The organism is Modicisalibacter luteus DSM 23508, assembly GCF_000378505.1.
Classification (GTDB): domain Bacteria; phylum Pseudomonadota; class Gammaproteobacteria; order Pseudomonadales; family Halomonadaceae; genus Modicisalibacter; species Modicisalibacter luteus.
Genome location: NZ_KB900002.1, coordinates 45,347 through 62,655 on the forward strand (window position 1 = coordinate 45,347; position 17,309 = coordinate 62,655).

A 17,309-nucleotide genomic window follows, 5' to 3' on the forward strand; every position below is an offset into this window, starting at 1 on the left:
GTCATTGTCGTTGAGCCCGCGGAACGGGACTCCGCCGAGCCACGATACCAGCCTATGCGGGCCTAGGGGCATCATGAACAGAGCGGACCGGACTCCGCCCTTTCTGCCGCGTCCTTAACGAAGCATCTGTAGGCGGCGCGGCTGCAGTTCATTGAGGCTACTGTCAAAGATCATGGCGATGCGATTCATCAGCAGATGACCTGCCGGGGTCAGCAACAGCGCCCCGCGTTGGAGTTCGACCAGGCCATCCTCAGCCAGGGGCTGCAGTGCCACCAGCTCAGGGGCGAAGTAATTGCGAAACACGATGCGATGGCGCCGTTCGACATCGGCGAAGCGCACCCGTCCTTCGCCCATCAGCCGCCGAATGACATCTTGGCGCAGCAGATCGTCAGCCCCCAGCTCGAACCCCCGCCAGATAGGCAGGTCGCCGGCATCCAGGCGGACATAGTAGCGTGGCAGTGCCAAGGCGTTCTGGTAATAGTTGCCGTTGACATGACCGATCGCCCCGGCACCCAGGCCGATGTGGTCGGCATCGGCCTGGGCGGTGTAGCCCTCCGTGTCGCGCAGTAGCTTGCCGTTGCGCTGGGCGACGGCCAAGGCATCGGTGGGCCAGGCAAACTGGCCCATGCCGAGGTGTACGTAGCCCGCTGCCGTCAGTTGCGTCACTCCCGCCCCGAACAGGGCCAGTGCTGCCTCCCGCAAGAGCAGCCCCGCGTCGCTCGCCAGCAGGCGTCCTGGCTGCGTCTGGGAGTGGCGGTAAAAGCCGATGCGTTCGGGCCGAAGTTCGGTCAGGGCCCTAAGTGCAGCCGACAGACCTTGGGGAGACTGTCCCGGTAGTCCCAGTATCAGGTCGACTCCCAGGGTCTGGAAGCGCGCCCGCCGAGCCGCATCAACCAGTTCGACCAGGCGATCCACACCCAACGAACGATCAATGGCCCGCTGTGCCCGCGGGTCGAGAGCACGGACACCGAAGTTGAGCCGATTGAAGCCCAGTGCGGCCAAGGTAGCCATGCGTTCGAGGGCGATATTGAGCGGATCGATCTGTAGCGAGACATCCCGCGACGGCCCTTTTTCGAGCCCGAAGTGGCGATGCAGGGTGTTGAGCAGATCGGCCAGTTGGACATCGGACAGGCAGGTCGGCGTACCGCCACCGATGGAGAGCCGCTCAATGGGCCGGTCATGGTCGTAGAGCGCGCCCTGCAGGGCGATTTCACGCTTGAGGTACGTGAGGTAACGCGCCGTTGTATCGGGTTCGTGCATAACGATGCCGTCGACCGTGCAGTGACGGCAGCGTCGATGGCAGATCGGCACGTGGATATAGGCTGCCAGCGGCTTGGGGATCGGATCCTCGTTGCTGGCCTGAGCCGCCTGAAGGTAGTCGGCAGCCGAGACGGCTTCGCAAAAGCGAGCCCGCCGCGGATAGGTAACGTAGCGCGGAGCGGGCTGGTCGTACTTGCCCAGCAGGGCAGGATCGAAACTCGTGGGGCGGTCCATCTCGTCACCAAAGTGAGCGTGTACAGCTTCACTTTAGCGACCGACGCGCCGCCCGGCGTTGATTCAAGTCACGCCGAGACGAGGCATGGCTTGATCTCGGTCAGGCCGAAACCATCAAGGCGGCATGCAGCAGCCCGGCCACAGGCAGGCTCAGGCACTACCGAATACCGCCTGAAAGTCTCTGGCCAATGTTCCTAGGATATTGGTTTCCGAGAGCAGACAGGCGCAGGGCTCGATCCCGTCAGCGTAGGGCCTGCCCGAGGACAGCGGTTCATTCTCGTCGGGCCAGTAGGGCCGGTCTTCCTGCAAGGAGAGCTCAGGTGTGCATTTCTTCATGGCGACGCTCCGTAACGACTGGATAGGGGGCGGCAGGCCGAGGCCAGGCTCACGAGCAGTTTGGATAATGAGCCGCCTTGCTGATGGCCGGCCTGCCAACGCAGAGCTATCAATGGTTTGCAGGAAGCGTGCCAGCTATTAGCTGACTGAAAAGGCAGGTCTTTTTTGCGGATGGGTAGTAACTACCCCACACAACCAAGGTAAAAATTACCCTGTTGGGTGAAGTTCACCCACTGTCAGCGTGAAGCGGGAGCGGTGCGGTCTTGCGGAGCGGGATTGCAGTCCAGGAATCAGGCCTGGCCGGCTACCGGAGCGAACATTGCTCGCTCCGGTACTCGTTTGGGTTGCAGCAGGGATTGGTGGCTTACGCCTTGGCAGCCAGGTCGCCTTCATTGTTGCCGTAGGCCAGCGCCTTTATGGCACAGACATCGACGATCTCGATCTCCTTGCCGGCAATGCTGAGTAGCCCCTGCTCCTCCAGGCGGCGGAAGGTGCGGCTCATAGTCTCGGGCACCAGGCCCAGGTAATTTCCTAGATCGAGGCGCGACATCGGCAGGCGGAAACGCAGTGCTGACAGGCCACGGTTGGCGAAGCGCTCGGAAAATTTGAGCAGCACGACGGCCAGGCGCTGCTCGGCAGCACGGCGCGTCAACAGGTGCCCGGTGCTCTGCTCGGCGAGCAGCTCGCGACTCATGATCCGCACCAGCTGGTGCTGCAGGGTCGGCAGGCGGTCCCCCAGGCTTTCCAGCTCGGCATAGGGTATCTCGCAGACACTGGTCGATTCCAGGGCGATAGCGGTCGAGGGATGATCGCGCGAGACGATGGCATCCAGGCCGATGACATCACCCGGCAGGTGGAAGCCGGAGATATGCTCGTCGCCGTTGGCCAGCAGCGTGGATGCTTTCACCGAGCCGGTACGCACCGCAAAGATCGAGTTGAAACGCTGACCGGCCTGGAACAGATAGGCGCCACGGGCGACCGGCTTGCGACGCTGAACGATGCTGTCCAATTCGCCGATGTCTTCCTTCGACAGGTTATCGGGCAGGCACAGTGAGCGCAGACGGCAATCGTGGCAGTTGCTGCGTGTTTCACTCAGCGTGGCAATACGGGTCATGGCGAATCTCTCCTTCCTGCGGGGGGCCCCGCAACGTCATGAACATGATGTTACTCAATTCCCGCTTCAGCCCCGATAGCCCTTTATAGGTAGTCGGGGTGATATTGCGAGGTAAGCACAGGGATTTCCGGCTGCGCGCCGGCATTCTGCAGGCCTCCCCCGCCGTGCATCGGTAACGGAAGATAGCAATGCCCACGGCCTACCCCGAATGCTTCACGATATGAACAGCAGCCGAAAAAAACGTCCATCGCAGCACTAAAAAATCTTTATAAATAGATGATTACCTATCTACCTCCCGCTACCTCTTAAGGGGTAGCCGGCCTACCCCGCCCCTCAGGCCCCACCACGCAACTTGACTGAAATCAAAATCGCCCCGTCACGATCTCCCTAAGGTGATCCCAGTCCACCTACGGGAGGAGGTTCGCCATGGCAAGCCAGCCGATGCACTCATGCCCCCTGGCTCCGGCAACGTGACCGAGCCGACGACTCCCTGACTCATGACCGGAATCCATCGAGGCAAGACACAATGAGCCATTTTCTCGACCGACTGCAGTACCTGGGCAAGGCCCGCGATGCCTTTGCCAATGGCCATGGCGAGACCCGTAGCGAGTCCCGTGACTGGGAAGACGGTTATCGCGCCCGCTGGCAGCACGACAAGATTGTGCGTTCCACGCATGGCGTGAACTGTACCGGCTCGTGCAGCTGGAAGATCTACGTCAAGAACGGCTTGGTGACCTGGGAAACCCAGCAGACCGACTATCCGCGCACCCGCCCCGACCTGCCCAACCATGAACCGCGCGGCTGCCCGCGTGGCGCCAGCTATTCCTGGTACCTGTACAGTGCCAACCGACTCAAGTACCCGCTGGTGCGCAAGCGCCTGATCCAGCTGTGGCGCGAGGCACTGGCCCAGTACATCGATCCGGTACTGGCCTGGGCCTCCATCGTCGAGAACCCCGAGAAGACAGCGCATTACAAGAAGGCCCGCGGCATGGGCGGCTTCGTGCGTGCCGACTGGGATGAGCTGGAAACTCTGATCGCGGCGTCCAACGTCTATACCGCCAAGCAGTACGGCCCCGACCGTATCATGGGCTTCTCGCCGATCCCGGCGATGTCGATGGTCTCCTACGCCGCCGGTGCCCGTTACCTGTCGCTGATCGGTGGGGTGTGCCTGTCATTCTACGACTGGTACTGCGACCTGCCACCGGCCTCGCCGATGACCTGGGGCGAGCAGACCGACGTGCCCGAGTCCGCCGACTGGTACAACTCGAACTACATCATTGCCTGGGGCTCCAACGTCCCGCAGACACGTACGCCTGACGCCCACTTCTTCACCGAAGTGCGCTACAAGGGTACCAAGACCGTCGCCATCACCCCGGACTACGCCGAAGTCGCCAAGCTGTGCGACGAGTGGCTAAGCCCCAAGCAGGGTACCGATGCGGCCCTGGCCATGGCCATGGGCCACGTGATCCTCAAGGAATTCCACCTCGCCAAGCCCAGCGTCTATTTCACCGACTACGTGCGCCGCTACACCGACATGCCGTTCCTGGTCGAGCTGGAAACCCGTGAGGACGGTACTTTCGCACCCGGCCGGCAACTACGTGCCAGCGACTTCGATGCCAACCTGGGCCAGGACAACAATCCCGAGTGGAAGACCGTGGCCTGGGACGAGACCAGCAACCGTCTGGTGGTGCCGCGCGGCTCCATCGGCTTCCGCTGGGGTGAAGAGGAAGACGGCGAAGGCCGCTGGAACCTCGAGCCGCTCGACGCCGACGGCAACGAAGTGTCACTGCAACTGTCGCTGGCCGAGAAGCATGACAGCGTCGCCAAGGTCGGTTTCCCCTACTTCGGCGGTATCGCCCACGAGCATTTCAACCATGTCGCCGGCAACGACGTGCTCTATCACAACCTGCCGGCAAAGTGCCTGACCCTGGCCAATGGCCGTGAAGTACTGGCGGTGACCGTGTTCGACCTGATGGTCGCCAACTACGGCATCGACCGTGGCCTGGGCGCCGAAGGCGAGGATGACGGTGCAACGTCCTATGGTCAGGTGCGTCCGTATACCCCGGCCTGGCAGGAGCAGATCACCGGCGTACCCGCCGCGCAGGCCATCCGCCTGGCGCGCGAATTCGCCGATACTGCCGACAAGACCCATGGCCGTTCGATGATCATCGTCGGTGCCGGTATGAACCACTGGTACCACATGGACATGAACTACCGCGGCTTGATCAACATGCTGATCCTGTGCGGTTGTATCGGCCAGAGCGGTGGCGGCTGGGCACACTACGTGGGCCAGGAGAAGCTGCGTCCGCAGACCGGCTGGACCCCGCTGGCCTTCGGCCTCGACTGGCAGCGTCCGCCGCGTCACATGAACGGCACCTCGTTCTTCTACAACCACTCCAGCCAGTGGCGCTACGAGAAGCTCGAAGTCAGCGAGCTGCTCTCGCCCATGGCCCGTCGCGAGGACTTCACCGGTAGCCTGATCGACTTCAACGTGCGCGCCGAGCGCATGGGCTGGCTGCCGTCCGCGCCGCAGCTCGACACCAACCCGCTGCAACTTGCCGAAGCTGCGCGCGTGGCAGGCGTCGACCCGGCCGACTATGTGGTTGCCCAGCTCAAGAGTGGCAACCTGCGCTTTGCCGCCGAGGACCCGGATAGCCCCCAGAACTTCCCGCGTAACATGTTCGTGTGGCGTTCCAACCTGCTCGGCAGCTCCGGCAAGGGCCACGAGTACATGCTCAAGTACCTGCTGGGGACCAAGCATGGCCTGCAGGGCAAGGACCTGGGCGACATGGGCGGCGCGCTGCCCGAGGAAGTCACCTGGCGTGAGGACGCCCCGGAAGGCAAGGTCGACCTGCTGGTGACCCTGGATTTCCGCATGTCCACCACCTGCCTGTACTCCGACGTGGTGCTGCCGACGGCGACCTGGTACGAGAAGGACGACCTCAACACCTCGGACATGCACCCGTTCATCCACCCGCTGACCGCAGCCACCGACCCGGCCTGGGAAGCGCGCAGCGACTGGGACATCTACAAGGGCATCGCCAAGGCCTTCTCGAAGGTGTGTGTCGGCCATCTGGGCCAGGAAACCGACATCGTCACCCTGCCCATGCAGCACGACTCCCCGGCCGAGCTGGCTCAGGCCGAGGTCAAAGACTGGAAGAAAGGCGAGTGCGAGCCGATCCCCGGCAAGACCATGCCGCACCTGATCGCGGTGCAGCGTGACTACCCGGCGACCTACGAGCGCTTCACCTCGGTCGGTCCGCTGCTCGACACCCTGGGCAACGGCGGCAAGGGCATCAACTGGCAGACCCAGTCCGAGGTCGAGCTGCTCGGCAAGCTCAATCAGCGCAAGACCGAAGGACCGGCCGCAGGCCGTCCGAAGATCGAGACGGCGATCGATGCCGCCGAGATGATCCTGACATTGGCTCCCGAGACCAACGGCAACGTGGCGGTCAAGGCGTGGAATGCGCTGTCTAAGATCACCGGTCGCGAGCACTCTCACCTGGCGCTGCCCAAGCACGAGGAGAAGATCCGCTTCCGCGACATCGTCGCGCAGCCACGCAAGATCATCTCCAGCCCGACCTGGTCAGGCCTCGAGGATGAGCACGTGTCGTACAACGCGGGCTATACCAACGTCCACGAGCTGATTCCGTGGCGTACCGTGACCGGCCGTCAGCAGTTCTATCAGGATCACGCCTGGATGCGTGCCTTCGGCGAGAGCCTGCTGGTCTACCGTCCGCCGATCAACACCAAGGCGATGACCGGCCTGAAAGAGCACAAGAGCAACGGCAATCCGGAGATCGCGCTGAACTGGATCACCCCGCACCAGAAGTGGGGTATCCACTCTACCTACAGCGACAACCTGCTAATGCTGACGCTGTCGCGCGGTGGCCCCATCGTCTGGCTGTCCGAGGACGATGCGCGCTCCATCGGCGTGGAGGACAACGACTGGATCGAGCTGTACAACGCCAACGGTGCGGTCGCCGCCCGGGCGGTGGTTAGCCAGCGGGTCAAGAACGGCATGGCGATGATGTACCACGCCCAGGAGCGCATCGTGAACGTGCCCGGGTCAGAGGTGACCGGCACTCGTGGCGGTATCCACAACTCGGTGACCCGCGTATGTCCCAAGCCGACCCACATGATCGGCGGCTACGCCCAGCTGTCCTACAGCTTCAACTACTACGGGACCGTGGGCTCCAACCGTGACGAGTTCGTCATCGTGCGCAAGATGCACCATGTCGACTGGCTGGACGGCGAGGGCAACGACAGCGTGCAGGAGAAAGTCGAAGGCTGAAGCTAGCCATCACACCAACCACCAACGAATCGCCCCGCTGATTGCGGGGCGATTTTTTTATTGCTATCAGCTAACCAGAATTCTGTTTCCCTAACTTGCAACGTCTTCGCCCTGGTGCACACAGCGCGTAATGTCCTCTGTGGACGGCACGAATTCTTCCCGCACCATCAGAATCAGTGCATTGGTATTGAACCGGTGATCGTGCGCGGGATGGCAGTTGATAGTCCCATCCTCCGCAACGGAAGCCATGAGCGTACCCATGCCCGCTGACATGAGCCGGCAGGTCACGTCGGCCCATACGGCATCTTCCAACTGCACCGGATAAAGCATGGCGTGATCGTCATGGTGGGTGAACAGGTTCTCCAGGATTTTCTCCGCACCTGGCGCGACCAGAGAACGCACGAGCATTTCAGGGTAAGCACGGATCGGGCGCAGGGTCGTGTTGGCCCCAGCCAGCTCGGTGCGGCGACGGTTCCCTTCATGGACGCACTCCGCCACCGTGTAAGGCTGGGCATCACCGCAACTGCCCTGCAGCTGCATCAGCACATCCAGCGTGATGCTGTCGGTCACCCGACTGTATTCATCACGAGCCAGAATGATAATGGCCCGGGCCTGCGCGGGCGTGACGGCCTCCAACGCCTGGGGATCGGCAGGCTCACCATGATGATGTACGACCCCATCTCGCGCAGGCTCTCGGGCAGCCCATCGGGAAAGGCATCGGTGAGAATCTGCACAGGCACGTCCCCAAGCGACTCGGTCGTGCGCAGTTGAGCCACGAGCCGCTCGAAATAGACAGCCGCGTTGTTGTTGGGACTGTTGATGATCAGTACATGATCTTGCAACTTCCACCTCCAGCGGCCCTTGATCATGGATTCCTTACGTTTGAGGCGGTAGTCGATGTAGTCGCTGGCCAGCTGTGCCAGCAAGGTAATACCGGCGACATAGAGCAACACCACGGTTGCGGTCCGCCCCAGTGGGGTCGCGGCCGAAAAGTCGCCATAGCCCACCGTGGTCATGGTCGTGAGCTTCAGCCAGAGTGAATCCTCCCAGCCCAGGCCCTCGAAGACCACCATCGCGAGAGTATGCAGACCCGTCAGCGCCATCAGCCAATAGAACGCCCGGTGTCCCCTGTCGCTGCATCAATGGCAGCGTGCGGAGTGATTGCTGCCTAGCTTACTCCTAAAACAGCGTTTTGCTATGAAACGAAAGGAGAGGAATCGAGCTGACTTGATTGAACTCATTCCAGGCATCGAGACGATGAATCTGATCTGGCTGAGAGGCCCCAGGTTGACTCTAGTCAACGCACCTCGCCGGCATCCCCCGCATAGTGCCCGCCAAGTGCTGCTTCGACGCTTCTAGTGGAGCTGAACGCGAGCGCAGAATCGCCAACGTTCTTGAGGAACTCTTCATGGCCATCGCCAACTACGCCGGCCTGCTCGCTGAAGCCCATCGTCAGCCCGAGCCCCAACGCCTGCTGTTCGTGTTCGCCAAGGCAGAATTGCCGGACAATCCCGATGCGCAGCAGCGCGAACGCTTCGAGCAAGGGGAAGGCGGCGTGCTGACACCAGCGCTGTGCGTCGACAAGACGCTGGATGAGCTGAGTGACATGACTTCCCTGATCGAGGAGTCCCATCGCACCGGTGTGAGCTGGGATATCGTCTTCGTCGCCGCCCTGGCTGGCGACGGCGTGAATCCGCCCACCAGCGAGGAAGCCGAGGGCCCCCTGCAGCGCATGGTCGAGGCCCTGCAGATGGGCAGCATCAGTAATTTCCTGGCCTTCGATCGCCAGGGCAATGCTGTCGATATCCAGTAGTCCGCTAAGCTGACGATATCGCGTTTCGATGGGGGGCTTACGAGACGCCCTGGTTGACCGCCCATACCGCCGCCTCGACCCGCGAGCGCAGGCCAAGCTTCTTGAGCAGGTTCTTGACGTGTACCTTCACCGTGCCCTCGGTGATATCGAGCCGGCGCGCGATCATCTTGTTGCTCATGCCGCGGGCCAGCGCACGCAGGATATCCAGCTCGCGCGAGGTCAGCGCCGACAGTGCATCGGCGGGCGCCGCCCGGCCACCGCTGACGATACCGGCGAGAATCGCGGCAAGTTGCGGGCTGATCACCAGCTTGCCCTCGGCCGCCTCCTTGATACGCGCCAGCAGGTCCTCGGGCTCCATGTCCTTGAGCAGGTAGCCATCGGCACCGGCGCGCAGTGCGGCGACCACATCGTCGTCGGCATCGGAGACCGTGAGCATCACGATCCGCGTATCGATGCCATTGCTGCGCATCTGGCGCAGTGCTTCCAACCCATCCATCTTGGCCATGTTGAGATCCATCAGGATCAGGTCGAGGTCGAGTGAGCCTGCGACGTCGACAGCCTCGGCGCCGTTGGATGCCTCGCCGGCAATGACCATGTCCGGGTCCATCTCGACCAGTTGGCGCACGCCACGCCGGAACAATGGGTGATCGTCGACGATCAGGATGCGTGTCTGGCTCATTGGACGCCTCCCAGCATATTGACCGATTCGCTCCCGGTAGTGACCTGCGGAGTGAAGCACAGTATGGCTTCCGTTCCGCCCACGTCGCGATTGTGCATGTCCAGCGTGCCACCCAGGCCGGCGGCTCGCTCGTTCATGATCGTGGTGCCGTAGTGATTCGGCCGCGCATGCTGCGCAGGCAGCCCCACCCCGTCGTCGCGGATGCACACCTTGACCTGACCCGAGTCGGTAGTCTGCAAGTGGATATCGCAGTTTTCGGCCTTGGCGTGGTGGACCACGTTGGATAGCGCCTCGCGTACGATCTGCAGCACATGAATCTCCTCGTTGGGGGTCAGCGGGCAATGCCGCAACTCGTATTCGAGCAGGATCTTGAGTTCACCACGCTGGGCAAATTCGCGCACCGTCTCGTTTAGTGCAGCTTCGAGCCCCGGCTCGGTCATCTTCAGACGGAACGTATTGAGCAATTCGCGCAGTTGTCGGTAGGCCGAGTTGAGGCCTTCGCGCAGTTCGTCGATAACTGCCTCTTGCTCGTCCGCTGAACGCTGCTGGCGAATCAGCGATTGCAGGCGCGCCACCTGGATCTTCAGGTAGGAGAGCGACTGGGCCAGCGAATCATGCAACTCGCGGGCGATCACCGCGCGCTCATCCATCAGCGCCAGGCGGCGTTGCTCGTCGTTGTTCTGGGACAGTGACAGGGTCGTGGCGATCAGTCCCGCCACAGTCTCTACCAAGTCCATCTGCCAACGCTGCGGCGGGCTAATCGCTGGGTACTGCATCAGCAACACGCCGTAGCGACGGTCGGACTCGCTGACCACCACTGGGCGTACCCTCGGCGGTACACGCTCACCGCTCAGGCAGGTGCCGCAGTCGGGTGCCTGGCAGAAATCCGGGCGGTCGCCCCGTTGGGTAGAGATGCGCTGGTAGGCACGCTCCGCCTCGCCATGCGACAGACACAAGGTGATCGGGCCGGTACCGGTCACCTGCTCCAGCCGCTCGAGTACCTCACGAAAATTTTCACTGCCGGGGGTCGAGCTGTTGAGCTGACGGGCGGCCTGGTAGAGCAGACGTAACGACTCGTTGCTGCGCTTGAGTTCGGCGGTCTTGGCCTCGACCCGCTGCTCGAGCTGCGCATACATCTGCGACAGGCTCTCGTTCATCTGGTTGATGGTGCGCGAAATCAGACCCAGTTCATCGTCGCCTGCATAGTCCACGTGGCCTTCGAAATCGCCCTGACGCGAACGGTTGACTACATGGAATAGCTCGCGCAGTGGCGGCATCACATCATTGACCAGTTTGTACATGGCAATGAACACCAGGATCAGTGTCAGGAACAGGACGATCCCCTGGAACAGGCGCAGCATCTGGATACGCGACTCAGCCTCCTGCTGCAGTTGGTTGACCAGGCTGTCCACTTCACTGACGAACTTGACGACCTGAGCGGCCAGCGCCTGAGGCGGGCGCGCCTCGGCGGTGAGCAGCACCGGGCGCAACATGCCCTCCCACGTCTCGACCACCGAGGCATAGCGATCGGCCAAGGGGTGTCGGGGGTCATCGGGGATCAGCTCGGCAATGGCCGGGCTAGCCAGGCCGACATCGAAGCGCTCGACCTGTTGCCGCAGCACCTCGTCGTCCACTGGCGCCTGCAGACGCGTACTCAACAGCCGATAGGCCTGCATGCGCAGCGAGCCGGCCTGATTGATGGCCGCGGCATCGCCGCTGGCCGTCTCCGCAATCATGATCGAACCCAGCATGCTGGTCAGGGCGAGGATGACGATCCCCGCCATGGTGAGACCGGCCCGGAAGATCAACGAGCGGGTAAGCGATTGGGACATGCGCGCTCCGAACAGGACTACCTCCAATGCCTCGCTGTTGCTTCAGCGGGCCCCAATGCAATCCTGAACTTCTTAAAAGTGTTGATAAAACAAACCGTTGGACAGAAACCTCAGGCTACCTCTTAAGGAGTAGCCAGGCTAGCCTACCCGTTCCCCCCGCGGACTCCCTTGATTCGAGTCAACAAAGGCCGAGTGCATCGTGCCTATGGTTGCGTCAGGTTCCACCGGGAGGGCTCGCGATGGCAAGCCAACAAGTCAAACAGTTATCCGTGCTCACTCTGAGTACGACAGCCTTCACCCTGTGCTTCGCCGTCTGGGTGATGTTCGCCATTATCGGCATACCCATCAAGGCAGAGCTGGGCTTGACGGAAACCCAGTTCGGCCTGCTGGCCTCGACGCCCGTGCTCACCGGCGCGCTGAGCCGGTTGCCACTGGGCATGCTCACCGACCGTTTCGGCGGCCGTATCGTGTTCACCGTACTGCTGCTCAGCACGATCGTACCGATCTGGCTGATTTCGGAAGCCACTGCCTACTGGCAGTTTCTGGTATTGGGGCTATTTGTCGGCCTGGCCGGCGGTTCCTTCGCTGTGGGCATCGCCTATACCGCGCGCTGGTTCAGCAAGGCTCGCCAAGGCTTCGCCATGGGCATCTTCGGTGCCGGCAACGCCGGCGCGGCGATCACCAAGTTTGTCGCCCCGAGCCTGGTGGTGGCCTTCGGCTGGCAGATGGTACCGCGCGTCTATGCGGTCGCCATGCTGGTCATGGCCGTGGTGTTCTGGCTGTTCACCTTCACCGACAAGACCCACCAGCTAAGTGCGAACGTCTCGCTGAAGCAGCAGCTCGCTCCGCTCAAGGACGCCCGAGTGTGGCGTTACTGCCAGTACTACTCGATCGTCTTTGGCGGCTACGTGGCGCTGTCATTGTGGCTGACCAAGTACTACATCGGTGAGTACGGCCTGTCGCTCCAGACCGCCGCATTGATCGCCACGATATTTATTCTGCCTTCCGGCGTGATCCGTGCGCTCGGTGGCTGGCTCTCCGACAGGTTCGGCGCCCATTCGGTGACCTGGTGGGTCATGTGGACCGCCTGGATCTGCCTGTTCCTGCTGTCGTACCCGAAGACCCAGATGACCGTGCAGACGGTCGAAGGTTCCGCCGAGTTCGCTCTCGGCCTGAATGTATGGGTCTTCACTGCCCTGCTGTTCGTGGTGGGCATCGCCTGGGGTTTCGGCAAGGCCTCGGTGTTCAAGTACATCGCCAACGACTTCCCCAACGACATCGGCGTGGTCTCCGGCATCGTCGGCCTGTTTGGCGGCGTGGGCGGTTTCCTGCTGCCGGTAATGTTCGGCGTGCTGCTCGATGCCACCGGCGTCAACAGCACCATCTTCATGCTGCTCTACGGCATCACCTGCGTTTCCCTGCTGTGGATGTACTTCGCCGAAGTGCGCCGCAGCGATTACTTCGCGCGTCCCGATACCCACCCCGCCGTGGTCCAGGACGCCGCTCTCGTATCCCGTACCCAACCCGTTTCACAGGCTCAGGAGGAATCACCATGAGTACCATGCAGCCCATCGGCGCAAGCCCTGGAAGAGGGCCGGTCCTTGTCGACTGGCGACCGGAGGACAAGAGCTTCTGGTCATCCATCGGCAAGCCCATCGCCAAGCGCAACCTGTGGGTCTCGATCCCCGCCCTGCTATTGTCGTTTGCGGTGTGGATGGTGTGGAGCGTGGTGGTGGTCAACCTGCCACGTGTCGGTTTCACCTACACCACCAACGAGCTGTTCCTGCTGGCTTCGCTGCCGGCCCTGTCGGGCGCCACGCTGCGCATCTTCTACTCGTTCATGGTGCCGATCTTCGGTGGCCGGCGCTGGACGGCGATCTCCACCTTCTCGCTGGCGATCCCGGCGGTGGGCATCGGCTTCGCCACCCAGTCTCCTGACACGCCCTACGCGATCATGGTATTGCTGGCGGTCCTGTGTGGCTTCGGCGGCGGCAACTTCGCCTCCAGCATGGCCAACATCAACTACTTCTTTCCCAAGGATGAGAAAGGCACTGCGCTGGGCCTGAATGCTGGCCTGGGCAATCTGGGTGTCTCGGTAGTGCAGTTCGTGGTGCCACTGGTAATTACCGCCAGCGTATTCGGCGGCCTGGGTGGCGAGCCACTAACGCTGACCAAGGATGGCGCTTCCCAGCCGATCTGGCTGCAGAATGCCGGCTTCATCTGGGTACCGTTCATCCTGATCACTGCCGTGGCTGCCTGGTTCGGCATGAATGACATCGCCGATGCCAGGGCATCCTTCCGTGAGCAGGCGATCATCTTCAAGCGCAAGCACAACTGGCTGATGTGCTGGCTGTATGTGGGCACCTTCGGCTCGTTCATCGGCTTTTCCGCTGGCTTCCCGATGTTGATCTCCAACCAGTTCCCCGACGCCAATGCCATGCAGTCTGCCTTCCTTGGCCCGTTGGTGGGTGCCCTGCTGCGCCCGGTGGGCGGCTGGGTTTCCGACAAGCTGGGCGGCGCCACAGTAACGTTGTGGACCTTTGGGGGTATGGCGGTGGCGGTCTTCGGCGTCATCGCTTTCCTGCCCAGCGCCGACAGTGCCGGCAACTTCTGGGGCTTCCTGGCCATGTTCATGGTGCTGTTCGCCCTCTCCGGCATCGGTAACGGCTCCACGTTCCGCATGATTCCGGTGATCTTCATGACCCAGCACCTGCGCCAGGCCGGTGATGACGCCCAGGCTCAGGAGCAGGCCGCCAAGCAGGCCGCCAAGGAAGCCGGTGCGGTCCTCGGTTTCACCTCGGCGATTGGTGGCTACGGTGGCTTCTTCATTCCCAAGAGCTACGGCACATCGATCGCCCTGACCGGTAGTGTCGAGGGTGCCCTGATCGCCTTTGTCATCTTCTACGTGAGCTGTATTGCCATGACCTGGTGGTACTACGCTCGCAAGAATGCCGAGGCGCCGTGCTGATCCACCTAACGCCTGGATAACCCGAGTATCGAGACGAGCCGGCCATTGCCGGCTCGTCTTTTTCGTTATCGCGGCACGGCTACCCCCAAAGAGCCCGCCCTCGAGGCCCCCTACCTCCAAAGGCATAGCATTCCCAGAAAAACACTTTCCTGACAATGAGTTGCAAGACTCTCTTCCTCTACCCCCAAGGGAGTACACGCCCGGCGGTGCCAAGCAGTGGGCCCAACGACTTGATTCGAGTCAAAAACCCCGCCGCTCAAAAGGCCCAAAGTGGCTTCCAACACGACGCTTCAACGGGTCCAGGGAGACATCGTGCAGCGGCCTGAACCGGCGAACACCGCCTGGCCTGATGCACCGCTGCCGACTGGTTGAAGACACAACTACCGCGGAGACCGTGATATGAAAATTCGCTCACAGGTGGGCATGGTCCTCAACCTCGACAAGTGTATCGGTTGTCACACCTGTTCGGTGACCTGCAAGAATGTCTGGACCAGCCGCGAGGGGGTCGAGTACGCCTGGTTCAACAACGTCGAGACCAAACCCGGCGTTGGCTATCCCAAGGAGTGGGAAAACCAGCAGAAGTGGAAGGGTGGCTGGCTGCGCAACAAGAACGGCTCTATTCAGCCGCGCATCGGAGGGCGTTACCGCGTGCTGGCCAAGCTGTTCGCCAACCCGGACCTGCCCGAGATCGACGACTACTACGAGCCGTTCGACTTCGACTACCAGCACCTGCACAAGGCCGGCGAAGGCAAGCATCAGCCTGTGGCACGTCCGCGCAGCGCCATCACCGGCCAGCGCATGAACAAGATCGAGTGGGGTCCCAACTGGGAAGAGATTCTCGGCACCGAATTCTCCAAGCGCCGCAAGGACGCCAACTTCGAGAAGGTCCAGGCCGATATCTACGGCCAGTTCGAGAACACCTTCATGATGTACCTGCCGCGCCTGTGCGAGCACTGCCTCAACCCGACGTGTGTGGCGTCGTGCCCGAGTGGCGCGATCTACAAGCGCGAGGAAGACGGCATCGTACTGATCGACCAGGACAAGTGCCGCGGCTGGCGCATGTGCATCTCGGGCTGCCCGTACAAGAAGATCTACTACAACTGGAAGACCGGCAAGTCCGAGAAGTGCATCTTCTGCTATCCGCGCATAGAGTCCGGCATACCGACGATCTGCTCCGAGACCTGCGTGGGTCGCATCCGCTATCTGGGTGTGATGCTCTACGACGCCGATCGCATCCAGGAAGTAGCGTCGTCTCCCGACGAGCGTGACCTGTACCATCGCCAGCGCGATATCTTCCTCGACCCCTTCGACCCCGAGGTGATCGCCCAGGCCAAGCGTGACGGTATCCCCGAGAACGTGATCAAGGCCGCTCAAGCCTCGCCGGTCTACAAGCTGGCCATGGACTGGGGCCTGGCACTGCCGCTGCACCCGGAGTACCGCACCCTGCCGATGGTGTGGTACGTGCCGCCGCTCTCACCAATCCAGTCCGCCGCCGAGGCTGGCCATATCGAAAGCGACGGCGTACTGCCTGACATCGAGTCGCTGCGCATCCCGGTGCGTTACCTGGCCAACCTGCTGACTGCCGGTGAGGAGGAGCCCGTGGTGCTCGCGCTCAAGCGTCTGATGGCGATGCGTCTGTACAAGCGTGCCCAGCAGGTCGAGGGGCGTAAAGCCGAGGACGTGCTCGAGGCGGTGGGCCTGACCGAAGCCCAGGTCGAGGAGATGTACCGCTACCTGGCCATCGCCAACTACGAGGACCGCTTCGTGATCCCCACCAGCCATCGTGAACAGACCCGCGAGGCCTTCCCCGAGCGCGGCGGCTGCGGCTTCTCGTTCGGCAACGGCTGCCACGGCGGCGATAGCGACACCAGCCTGTTCGGCGGACGCAAGCACACCACCACGCTGGTCAAGCCGATGACCCACCGCGACCACGAACATGAAACAGCATCTGTACCGGTGAGCGGCGTCAGCCACTTCACCCCGAAGCCGGCCCAGCCGAAACGCCCCGCGCCGGAGGAAGAATCCAATGCGTAGTCTGATCGTCCTTGCCCGCCTGCTCGACTATCCCACCGAGGAACTGCAGCAGGCCGCCGCTGAAATGCAGGCCATCGTGGCCAACGAAGACCACCTCAGCCACCCGCAGCGCGCCGCGCTGCATGGCTGGATCGGGCGCATCGTGAGCGCCGACCTGCTCGATCTGCAGGCCGACTACGTAGCGCTGTTCGACAAGGGCCGTGCCACCTCGCTGCTGCTATTCGAGCATGTGCACGGCGAATCCCGCGACCGCGGCCAGGCGATGGTCGACCTGCTCGACCAGTACCGCCAGGCCGGCTTCGAGCTGAGCGCCCGCGAACTGCCGGACTACCTGCCGGTGTTCCTCGAATACCTGTCGACCTGCGACGAGGCCGATATCGCCCAGCAGTTGAGCGATATCGCCCACATTCTGGGACTGCTCGCTGCCCGACTGCGCGAACGCGAGTCCGATTATGCGCTGGTGCCCAGCGCGCTGCTGGCCATGGTCGGCGCCGATCTCGCCATCGACGAACATGCCGAGGCCGTCAGCAAGGAAGCGCGCGACGACACGCCTGCCGCTCTCGATGCGGTATGGGAAGAAGAAGCCGTGCGCTTCAACGCCACCTCCGACGAGGACTGCGCGCTGCAGTCTGCCACCGGCCGTCGCCAGGCAGAACTCAAGCGCCAGTTCCAGGCGGACGTGCCGATCCGCATCGTTCCACCTACCGTCAACGCCGCCCAGGGTCACTAAGCCAGGAGCCTGTCG

General features: G+C 62.4%; 13 protein-coding genes. 6 read left to right on the forward strand and 7 right to left on the reverse strand.

From position 1 onward, the window contains the following. Nucleotides 1-114 precede the first annotated feature (114 nt). The 3 genes from hemN to fnr form a co-directional block, all read right to left on the reverse strand. Complete coding sequence (gene hemN, locus F568_RS0118260) at nt 115-1,494, reverse strand: oxygen-independent coproporphyrinogen III oxidase (RefSeq protein ID WP_019020209.1); 1,380 nt, start codon at nt 1,492-1,494, stop codon at nt 115-117. Between the two features lie 150 nt (nt 1,495-1,644). Then, a complete protein-coding gene (locus F568_RS0118265; RefSeq protein ID WP_019020210.1) occupies nt 1,645-1,830 on the reverse strand; it encodes a hypothetical protein in 186 nt (61 codons plus the stop codon). Between the two features lie 364 nt (nt 1,831-2,194). Then, nucleotides 2,195-2,944, reverse strand: coding sequence for a fumarate/nitrate reduction transcriptional regulator Fnr (fnr, locus tag F568_RS0118270; protein WP_019020211.1), 750 nt, complete (start codon nt 2,942-2,944; stop codon nt 2,195-2,197). 526 nt (nt 2,945-3,470) lie between these two features. Here fnr and F568_RS0118275 point away from each other — a divergent pair. Next, nucleotides 3,471-7,238 carry a nitrate reductase subunit alpha gene (locus F568_RS0118275; RefSeq protein WP_019020212.1) on the forward strand — a complete coding sequence of 1,256 codons (3,768 nt, stop codon included), beginning with the start codon at nt 3,471-3,473 and terminating at the stop codon, nt 7,236-7,238. A gap of 90 nt (nt 7,239-7,328) precedes the next feature. Here F568_RS0118275 and F568_RS25450 read toward each other — a convergent pair whose 3' ends face one another. Further along, nucleotides 7,329-7,808, reverse strand: a complete 480-nt coding sequence (locus F568_RS25450) for a hypothetical protein (protein ID WP_051088002.1) — start codon at nt 7,806-7,808, stop codon at nt 7,329-7,331. Beyond that, nucleotides 7,805-8,341, reverse strand: a complete 537-nt coding sequence (locus F568_RS25455; RefSeq protein WP_051088003.1) for a potassium channel family protein — start codon at nt 8,339-8,341, stop codon at nt 7,805-7,807. The genes F568_RS25450 and F568_RS25455 overlap by 4 nt, the downstream gene beginning before the upstream one ends. A 305-nt stretch (nt 8,342-8,646) precedes the next feature. Between F568_RS25455 and F568_RS0118285 the strand changes: the two genes are divergently transcribed. Then, nucleotides 8,647-9,051, forward strand: coding sequence for a hypothetical protein (locus F568_RS0118285; protein WP_019020213.1), 405 nt, complete (start codon nt 8,647-8,649; stop codon nt 9,049-9,051). 37 nt (nt 9,052-9,088) lie between these two features. Here F568_RS0118285 and narL read toward each other — a convergent pair whose 3' ends face one another. Both narL and F568_RS23265 read right to left on the reverse strand, forming a co-directional pair. After that, nucleotides 9,089-9,730: a two-component system response regulator NarL gene (gene narL / locus F568_RS0118290; protein WP_019020214.1), complete on the reverse strand. Its 642-nt coding sequence runs from the start codon at nt 9,728-9,730 to the stop codon at nt 9,089-9,091. Then, nucleotides 9,727-11,562 (reverse strand): type IV pili methyl-accepting chemotaxis transducer N-terminal domain-containing protein, encoded by a 1,836-nt coding sequence (locus tag F568_RS23265; protein WP_019020215.1) that lies wholly within the window; start codon nt 11,560-11,562, stop codon nt 9,727-9,729. The genes narL and F568_RS23265 overlap by 4 nt, the downstream gene beginning before the upstream one ends. A gap of 239 nt (nt 11,563-11,801) precedes the next feature. Here F568_RS23265 and F568_RS23270 point away from each other — a divergent pair, with 239 nt between their 5' ends. The 4 genes from F568_RS23270 (at nt 11,802) to narJ (ending at nt 17,294) form a co-directional block, all read left to right on the forward strand. Then, complete coding sequence (locus F568_RS23270; protein WP_019020216.1) at nt 11,802-13,118, forward strand: MFS transporter; 1,317 nt, start codon at nt 11,802-11,804, stop codon at nt 13,116-13,118. Continuing rightward, a complete protein-coding gene (locus F568_RS0118305) occupies nt 13,115-14,530 on the forward strand; it encodes a NarK family nitrate/nitrite MFS transporter (protein WP_019020217.1) in 1,416 nt (471 codons plus the stop codon). The genes F568_RS23270 and F568_RS0118305 overlap by 4 nt, the downstream gene beginning before the upstream one ends. A gap of 399 nt (nt 14,531-14,929) precedes the next feature. Next, nucleotides 14,930-16,564, forward strand: a complete 1,635-nt coding sequence (narH, locus tag F568_RS0118310) for a nitrate reductase subunit beta (protein WP_019020218.1) — start codon at nt 14,930-14,932, stop codon at nt 16,562-16,564. Beyond that, nucleotides 16,557-17,294: a nitrate reductase molybdenum cofactor assembly chaperone gene (narJ, locus tag F568_RS0118315; RefSeq protein ID WP_019020219.1), complete on the forward strand. Its 738-nt coding sequence runs from the start codon at nt 16,557-16,559 to the stop codon at nt 17,292-17,294. The genes narH and narJ overlap by 8 nt, the downstream gene beginning before the upstream one ends. Nucleotides 17,295-17,309 lie beyond the last annotated feature (15 nt).

Coding starts and splice junctions, on each gene's coding strand:
- F568_RS25455 (WP_051088003.1), bottom strand. CDS start 8,341: ATGGCGCTGACGGGTCTGCATACTCTCGCGATGGTGGTCTTCGAGGGC.
- narL (WP_019020214.1), bottom strand. CDS start 9,730: ATGAGCCAGACACGCATCCTGATCGTCGACGATCACCCATTGTTCCGG.
- F568_RS0118305 (WP_019020217.1), top strand. CDS start 13,115: ATGAGTACCATGCAGCCCATCGGCGCAAGCCCTGGAAGAGGGCCGGTC.
- fnr (WP_019020211.1), bottom strand. CDS start 2,944: ATGACCCGTATTGCCACGCTGAGTGAAACACGCAGCAACTGCCACGAT.
- F568_RS23265 (WP_019020215.1), bottom strand. CDS start 11,562: ATGTCCCAATCGCTTACCCGCTCGTTGATCTTCCGGGCCGGTCTCACC.
- narJ (WP_019020219.1), top strand. CDS start 16,557: ATGCGTAGTCTGATCGTCCTTGCCCGCCTGCTCGACTATCCCACCGAG.
- F568_RS0118275 (WP_019020212.1), top strand. CDS start 3,471: ATGAGCCATTTTCTCGACCGACTGCAGTACCTGGGCAAGGCCCGCGAT.
- hemN (WP_019020209.1), bottom strand. CDS start 1,494: ATGGACCGCCCCACGAGTTTCGATCCTGCCCTGCTGGGCAAGTACGAC.
- F568_RS23270 (WP_019020216.1), top strand. CDS start 11,802: ATGGCAAGCCAACAAGTCAAACAGTTATCCGTGCTCACTCTGAGTACG.
- F568_RS0118265 (WP_019020210.1), bottom strand. CDS start 1,830: ATGAAGAAATGCACACCTGAGCTCTCCTTGCAGGAAGACCGGCCCTAC.
- F568_RS0118285 (WP_019020213.1), top strand. CDS start 8,647: ATGGCCATCGCCAACTACGCCGGCCTGCTCGCTGAAGCCCATCGTCAG.
- narH (WP_019020218.1), top strand. CDS start 14,930: ATGAAAATTCGCTCACAGGTGGGCATGGTCCTCAACCTCGACAAGTGT.